8 protein-coding genes and 1 tRNA gene are annotated in these 7,266 nt (G+C 75.2%); 1 reads left to right on the top strand and 8 read right to left on the bottom strand.

The genetic code is table 11. From position 1 onward, the window contains the following. Nucleotides 1–55: 55 nt before the first annotated feature. The 8 genes from ACFV61_RS13800 to ACFV61_RS13765 form a co-directional block, all read right to left on the bottom strand. Nucleotides 56–129 (bottom strand) — tRNA-Ala (locus ACFV61_RS13800). 82 nt (nt 130–211) lie between these two features. After that, nucleotides 212–1,342 (bottom strand): gephyrin-like molybdotransferase receptor GlpR, encoded by a 1,131-nt coding sequence (gene glpR, locus ACFV61_RS13795; RefSeq protein WP_380491768.1) that lies wholly within the window; start codon nt 1,340–1,342, stop codon nt 212–214. 149 nt (nt 1,343–1,491) lie between these two features. Beyond that, nucleotides 1,492–2,076, bottom strand: a complete 585-nt coding sequence (locus ACFV61_RS13790; RefSeq protein ID WP_380372783.1) for a GNAT family N-acetyltransferase — start codon at nt 2,074–2,076, stop codon at nt 1,492–1,494. Nucleotides 2,077–2,114: 38 nt separating this feature from the next. Beyond that, nucleotides 2,115–2,618 (bottom strand): molybdenum cofactor biosynthesis protein B, encoded by a 504-nt coding sequence (locus ACFV61_RS13785; RefSeq protein WP_063348079.1) that lies wholly within the window; start codon nt 2,616–2,618, stop codon nt 2,115–2,117. A gap of 37 nt (nt 2,619–2,655) precedes the next feature. Next, nucleotides 2,656–3,096 (bottom strand): cyclic pyranopterin monophosphate synthase MoaC, encoded by a 441-nt coding sequence (moaC, locus tag ACFV61_RS13780; protein WP_063351185.1) that lies wholly within the window; start codon nt 3,094–3,096, stop codon nt 2,656–2,658. 153 nt (nt 3,097–3,249) lie between these two features. Then, nucleotides 3,250–4,590, bottom strand: coding sequence for a gephyrin-like molybdotransferase Glp (gene glp / locus ACFV61_RS13775; protein ID WP_380491765.1), 1,341 nt, complete (start codon nt 4,588–4,590; stop codon nt 3,250–3,252). Nucleotides 4,591–4,615: 25 nt separating this feature from the next. Then, complete coding sequence (galU, locus tag ACFV61_RS13770; protein WP_063348081.1) at nt 4,616–5,536, bottom strand: UTP--glucose-1-phosphate uridylyltransferase GalU; 921 nt, start codon at nt 5,534–5,536, stop codon at nt 4,616–4,618. Between the two features lie 50 nt (nt 5,537–5,586). After that, nucleotides 5,587–6,498 carry a GGDEF domain-containing protein gene (locus ACFV61_RS13765; RefSeq protein WP_380345735.1) on the bottom strand — a complete coding sequence of 304 codons (912 nt, stop codon included), beginning with the start codon at nt 6,496–6,498 and terminating at the stop codon, nt 5,587–5,589. Nucleotides 6,499–6,612: 114 nt separating this feature from the next. Here ACFV61_RS13765 and ACFV61_RS13760 point away from each other — a divergent pair, with 114 nt between their 5' ends. Next, nucleotides 6,613–7,188, top strand: coding sequence for a 5-formyltetrahydrofolate cyclo-ligase (locus ACFV61_RS13760; protein ID WP_063348083.1), 576 nt, complete (start codon nt 6,613–6,615; stop codon nt 7,186–7,188). Nucleotides 7,189–7,266: the final 78 nt, after the last annotated feature.

The following is a 7,266-nucleotide window of genomic DNA, read 5'->3' as shown; positions in this document are numbered from 1 at the left end:
CCGCAAAAGCCACACCCCCCGCCGGTTCTCCCGCGGGGGGGGGGCTTCTGTTGGGTGGAGCTGAGGGGATTCGAACCCCTGACCCCCTCGATGCGAACGAGGTGCGCTACCGGACTGCGCCACAGCCCCAACGAGAAGAAACTCTAGCACCTTCCGGAGGGGGTCCGTGACCACCCCCGGGGATGCGGTGCTGGTCCGGGGGCCGGGGAGGTCACTCGTTGGCCGCGCGGGGGCGGGCGTCGGGGGCCGACGGTTCGGCGTACTGGTCGAACAGCGGGGTGTTGCGGGCGGACTCGGCGGGGCGGCCCGCGGTCCAGGTGCCGGGGGCCGTCAGGTCGAGGCCGCGGGAGACCCGGGGGGCGACCGGCGCCGTGACGTACGTCGGCAGCGGGACGGGCACCGGCTCCCAGGAGTCCGGGCCGGCCGCACCGCGCTCGCGCATGCCGTCGACCCACTCCTCGTGCTCGGTCGCCTCGGCCACCGCTGAGGCGGACGGCGCGGAGACGGCGGCCTCGCCGGGGTCGGCGGCCAGCCGCAGGTGCGGGCGGCGTCCGGCCCGCCCCTCGGCGGCCGGGGCCTGGGCACGAGCCGGGGCGTGGGCCCGGACGTGGGGCTGGGTGTGGACCTGGGTGTGGGCCTGGGTGTCGACGGCCTCGGCGGGGACGCTCCGGGCCGCGGCGCGCTGCTGCTCGCGCTTGCGCAGCCGCTCGGCCGCCTGGGCGGCCCGGGCACGGTCGAGCTTCACCTCGTAGCGCTGGCGCTCCAGCTTGCGCAGGTGGCCGATGTACAGGGTGAGGAGGGTCGCCGGGACGGCCGGGACCCAGAGGAAGGCCAGTCCGGCCACCGCCGCGACCACGGCGCCGAGCGCGAAGGCCAGGAAGAGGGCGGTGACCATCCGGCGCCGGCGGGCCAGCAGCCGGGCCCGGCGCTGCGCCCCGCCGTGCGGCGCGGAGCCCGGACGCTCTCCCCGGGCACCCCGCTCGGGCGAGGGCGCGGGCGCGGTCGCGGACACCGGTACCGGCGCGGGTGGAGGCTCGACGGAGGCCGAGGACTCGGGCTCCACGGCGGGCGGCGCGGAGTCCGCCGCGGGGTCGCCTGAGGCGGCCCCGTCCCGTCCGGGAGGGCCGTCGCTGCTGTGCTCGTCGTCACGCGGTTCGTCGCCCAGGGCCCGGGCTGCCCGCCGCTCCAGCCCCGAACGCCCGGCCAGCAGGCGGATGGCGGTGCTGAAGCGCTCCGTCGGGCGCGCCTCGTTGAGTTCGTCCTGCCTGCGGAGCCACATCGGCACCAGATAGGCGGCCCAGGCCCCTACGATGACGGCGTAGATAAGGCCGCTACTGCTCACGACCCACACCGTACGGGCGCCGGGAAGGCCTGGCAGCAATTTGGCTCGGCGTGTCGTGTGATCAAGCTGATTCTCCGACTATTTTGCCGGTATTTGTGCCAGTCCGCCGTCGCGGCGATGCCATATCGATATTTGATTCGAACATATATTCAATTACTTGGCCCGTGACCTGAACTGATCGACCGCCAGCGTTCCAGCATCCCCTCCGGCACCTCCTCGGCGGTCAGCGCGTACACCAGGTGGTCCTGCCAGGCGCCGTCGATGTGGAGATAGCGCGGGCGGATTCCCTCCGAGCGGAAGCCGAGCTTTTCCACCACCCGGCGGCTCGGGCCGTTCTCCGGGCGGATGCAGACCTCGATCCGGTGCAGGCCGAGGGTGCGGAAACAGTGGTTGACGGAAAGCGCCACGGCCGTCGGCATGATGCCCCGGCCGGCCACCGCCTCGTCGATCCAGTACCCGACGTTCGCCGAGCACATCGAGCCCCAGGTGATGCCGCCGACGGTCAGCTGGCCCACCAGCTGGCCCTTGTAGAGCACGACGAAGGGCAGCATCCGCCCGGCCGAGCCCTCACCGCGCAGGAAGCGCACCATCTGCCGGAACGTCGGACGCGGCCCGGCGGCCTGCCCGGCCGGACCGGGCGGGACGGTCGCCTCCCAGCGGCGCAGCCAGTCCCGGTTGCGGAGGCTGACCTCCTGCCACTCGCGCTGGTCGCGGGCCCGGATCGGGCGCAGCACGACCTCCCCCTCGTGGAGTTCTACCGGCCAGCCGGCGTTCAGTGCGCTCTCCCGGAAGCTGGTGCGTCCGGCCGGGGGTGGTCCCCGCCGCCGAGCTGGTCGACGGCGTGGGCGAGCAGCGGTTCGAGGACGGCCAGGCCGTCCTTGACGCCGCCGGTCGAGCCCGGCAGGTTGACGATCAGGGTACGTCCGGCGAGCCCGGCCAGCCCGCGGGAGAGCGCCGAGGTCGGCACCTTCTCCCGGCCGTACGCGCGGATGGACTCGGCGATGCCGGGGACCTGCCGGTCGATCACCCGGGCGGTCATCTCCGGGGTGAGGTCCATCGGCGAGATGCCGGTGCCGCCGGTGGTGAGCACGACGTCGTAGCCGGCCGCGACGGCCTCGCGCAGGACGGCCTCCACCGGCTCGCCGTCCGGGACGACCCGGGGGCCGTCGGCGGTGAAGCCCATCGCGGTCAGACCGGCCACCAGCAGCGGGCCGCCCCTGTCCTCGTAGACGCCGGCCGAGGCCCGGTTGGAGACCGTTACCGCAAGCGCCCTCATGCGCCCGCCCCCTCGATGGTGAACCCGTTCCGCCCGCTCACTCGCCCGCCTCCGGCGCGAACCAGTCGCCGCTCTTGCCGCCGGTCTTGCTGAGCACCCGGACGGACTCGATGGTGGCGCCCTTGTCCACGGCCTTGACCATGTCGATGACGGTGAGGCCGGCCACCGCGACGGCGGTCAGCGCCTCCATCTCGACGCCGGTGCGGTCGGCGGTCCTCACGGTGGCGGTGATCTCGACGGCGTCGTCCGCGACCGTGAGGTCCACCGTGACGCCGGAGACGGCGATGGGGTGGCAGAGCGGGACCAGGTCGGGGGTCTTCTTGGCGCCCATGATCCCGGCGATCCGGGCCACCGCGAGGGCGTCGCCCTTGGGCACGCCCTCGCCGCGCAGCAGCTCGACCACCTTCGGGGAGACCCGGACCCGGCCGGCCGCGACGGCGGTGCGCGCGGTGGCGGCCTTCTCGGAGACGTCGACCATCCGGGCCGCGCCCTGGTCGTCGACGTGGGTGAGGCGGTCACCGGGGGGAGGTGTCGTCACGGGTGGCTCCAGGGGCGCGCAGGTGGAATACCGCGCTACCGTACAGCTCCCCCGCCCCACCCCGTGGGAGGGGCCTGGTCCGCGGGACATGTCCTAGGAACCGAGCAGGACCACGTCGACCTCGCTGCCGGCGGGCAGGGCGGTGACGGCCTCGGGGACGGTGATCAGGCAGTTCGCCCGGGCCAGGGCGCCGACCAGGTGCGACTCGGCGCCGCCCACCGGCTCGACGGTGCCGTCCGCCGCCGAGTAGCGGCCGCGCAGGAACTGCCGGCGGCCGGCCGGGGAGCGCAGCGCCGCCGGGCAGAGCGCGCGGACCACCGGGCGGTGGACGTCGGCGGCGCCGAGCATGGTGCGGATGACCGGGCGGACGAACAGCTCGAAGGAGATGTAGGCGCTGACCGGGTTGCCGGGCAGGGCGAGCAGCGGCACGCCGGCCGGGCCGCCGATCCGGCCGAAGCCCTGCGGCTTGCCGGGCTGCATCCGCAGCCTGCGGAAGTCGACGCCGCCGTAGGACTCGAAGACCTCCTTGACCACGTCGTACGCGCCGACGCTGACCCCGCCGCTGGTGACGATCAGGTCGGCCCGGCCGAGCTGGTCCTCCAGGACGGCGCGCAGCCGGTCGGCCCGGTCCGGGACGGCGCCGACCCGGTAGGCGATGGCGCCGGCGTCCTGGGCGGCCGCGGTGAGGGTGAAGCTGTTGGAGTCGGAGATCTGCCCGGGGCCGACCGGCTCGCCGGGCTGGACCAGCTCGCTGCCGGTGGACAGCACCACGACCCGGGGGCGCGGGCGGACCGTGACGGTGGCGCGGCCGATCGCGGCGAGCAGGCCGAGCTGGGTGGGGCCGAGCCGGGTGCCGGCCCCCAGGACCTTGGTGCCGGCCGCGACGTCGCTGCCGCGGCGGCGGATGTGGGCGCCCTCGGCGACCGGGCGCAGGACGCGGACCTCCTCGTCCTCGACGGGCGCGGTCATCGCGTCGGCGGGCACGCCGGTGCCGGTGCCGCCGTCGGTCCATTCGACCGGGGCGACGGCCTGGGCGCCGGGCGGGACGGGGGCGCCGGTCATGATCCGGGCAGCCTGGCCGGGCCCGACCCGGGGCAGTTCGCCCGCGCCGGCCGCGATGTCGCCGACGACCGCGAGCACCGAGGGGTACGGGTCGGTGGCGCCGACGGTGTCGGCGGTGCGCACGGCGTAGCCGTCCATCGAGCTGTTGTCGAAGGGCGGCAGGTCGCCGTCGGCGAGGACGTCCTCGGCGAGCCGGCAGCCCTGGGCGTCGAGCAGTTGCAGCTCGATGGCGGGCAGCGGGCCGACCGCGGCCAGGACGTCGCTGAGGTGTTCGTCCACCGTCCAGAGGCGGGGGGCCGCCGGTGCCGGGTCCGTGGATCCGTCGCAGCAGGCTGCGGCGGATCCGGTGGTGTGGTGGGTGGACCCGGTCATCGGCGGCTCGCTCTCTGTCGTCGTGTCAGTCCTGCAGCTCGGAGGCGACGAACTCGCGCAGCCAGGAGCGGAACTCCGGGCCGAGGTCCTCGCGCTCGGAGGCCAGTCGGACGATAGCGCGCAGGTAGTCCGCGCGGTCGCCGGTGTCGTAGCGGCGGCCCTTGAAGAGCACGCCGTGGACCTGGCCGCCGGCCTCCGGGTCGCGGGTGGTCAGCTCGCGCAGGGCGTCGGTGAGCTGGATCTCGCCGCCGCGGCCGGGCGGGGTCTCCCGCAGCACGTCGAAGACCAGCGGGTCGAGGACGTAGCGGCCGATGACGGCGTAGTTCGAGGGGGCCTCGTTCGTCTCGGGCTTCTCGACCAGGTCGGTCACCTGGAAGACGTCCTCGCCGAAGCCGTTCGCCTTGACGGCGGCGCAGCCGTAGAGGTGGATCTGGGAGGGGTCGACCTCCATGAGGGCGACGACCGAGCCGCCGAGCTCCTGCTGGACCTCGATCATGCGGGCGAGCAGCGGGTCGCGCGGGTCGATCAGGTCGTCGCCGAGGAGGACGGCGAAGGGCTGGCCGGCCACGTGCTGCTCGGCGACCGAGACGGCGTGGCCGAGGCCCTTCGGGTCGCCCTGGCGGACGTAGTGCATGTTGGCCAGCTCGACGGATTCGCGGACCCGGCGCAGGCGGTCCTCGTCGCCCTTGCGGGCGAGCAGCTCCTCCAGCTCGTACGCGCGGTCGAAGTGGTCCTCCAGCGCCCGCTTGTTACGGCCGGTGACCATCAGTATGTCGGACAGCCCCGCGGAGGAGGCCTCCTCGACGACGTACTGGATGGCCGGCTTGTCGACGACGGGCAGCATCTCCTTCGGAGTGGCCTTGGTTGCCGGGAGGAAGCGGGTGCCCAGTCCGGCCGCGGGTACCACGGCCTTGGTTACCGGGATTCGGGAGTTGGTCGTCGTCATGCGTTTACCTTACTCAGGCACGTTTTCGCCCGGCCGAGCGCGGTCGACGGCTAGGACAGCACGTCGCGGGGCCCGGCCACGGCGGCAGGCGTATGGGAATTGACCGGCTGGGCGAGGGGGTCCCCGCCGGCACAGGGCGACAGACTACCCGGCTTTTTTGAACGGTCACGCTCGGCAGTCGCGTTGGGCTGCGCACCGGCGGCGGGCGGGGCGGCCGGCCGCGCCGCCGACCGGTCGCCGGGGCCCGGGCGGACCCGCCAGCAGTCACCGCCGGCCGCCCTGGCCTCGGCGAGCGCGCGGTCGGCGGCGCGCAGCAGCACGGCGGCGTGGGTGCCGTCCTCGGGCAGCACGGCGACGCCGACGGCGGCGGTGAGGCCGTTGCCGTGCGCCGGGCGGGACTCGCGCGGGCCGGAGGACCAGTCGAGCAGCAGGTGCCGGCGGACCGACCAGACCAGGCGCTCGGCGACCTGCACGGCGCCCTCGGCGCCGGTGTCCGGCAGCACCACCAGGAACTCCTCGCCGCTGTAGCGGCCGAGGGTGTCGGCGCGGCGGATCTCCATCGCCAGCCGCTGGGCGAGGTCGCGCAGCACCGCACCGGCACGGCCGCGGCCGTGCTCGGCGACGACCGCGTCGAAGCCGGTGATCTCCAGCAGCAGCACGGCCAGCGGGCGCGGTCCTTCGGGCTGGTCGGTCCGCTCGGCGCGGCGGGCGCGCTCGATCTCGCGGTCCAGGGTGAGCTGCAGGTGGCGGTAGTTCCACACGCCGGTGAGCGGGTCGCAGGAGGCGGTGCGCTCCAGGTCGGCGCAGTGGGTCTCCAGTTCGGCGATCCGCTCGCGCAGCTGCTCCTGCCGGGCGGCGGCTTCGGCGCCGCCCCGGCGCAGCCGCAGCCCGAGCACGGTGGCGCCGGCCAGCGCGGGGGCGCTGAGCACGGCCAGGGCCTGGACCAGCAGCGGGGTGGACAATCGCGGCGGCCTTTCGCATGTCAGGCTCTGCGCGTCGATGGCGCCGGCCGGCGAGACCAGTCGGCGAGACCGGTCGGCGGCACAGCTCGACGGCACAGAGTTGCGGAGGATCCGATGCACAACGAGAAGAGCGATCTGAGGACACGGCTGTTGACCCGGCGCCGCGCACTCTCCGCCGACGGGCGCGCGGAGGCCGCGCACGCGCTGGCCGGGCACGCCGGGGAGCTGGCGGCGCCGGGCACCACCGTGGCCGCGTACGTGTCGGTGGGCGCCGAGCCCGGGACCAGGCCGCTGCTGGACGCGCTGCGGGCGCGCGGGGTACGGGTCCTGCTGCCGGTGCTGCTGCCCGACAACGACCTGGACTGGGCCGCCTACCAGGGCCCACAGGAGCTGGCCCCGGCCGGGCGCGGGCTGCTGGAGCCGGTCGGCCCGCGGCTCGGCCCGGAGGCGGTCACGGAGGCCTCGGTGGTGCTGCTGCCGGGCCTGGCGGTGGACCGGCGGGGGCTGCGGCTGGGCCGCGGCGGCGGCAGTTACGACCGGGTGCTGGCCCGGCTGGGGCGGGCGGGCGCGCGGCCGGTGCTGGCGGTGCTGCTGTACGAGCACGAGCTGCTGGACGAGGTGCCGGCCGAGCCACACGACCGCCCGGTGGACCTGGCGGTCACGCCCGCCGGGCTGCGCAGGCTGGGGTGAGACGGCGGCGGGGGGCGGCCCCGGGGGGGGGGGGGGCGCGGGGGGGGGGGGGGGGCGTCTCGGGGTGGGGCGGGGGGA

This window comes from Kitasatospora sp. NPDC059817 (assembly GCF_042731835.1).
GTDB lineage: Bacteria > Actinomycetota > Actinomycetes > Streptomycetales > Streptomycetaceae > Kitasatospora.
This window is presented reverse-complemented; position numbering and strand designations above follow the sequence as displayed.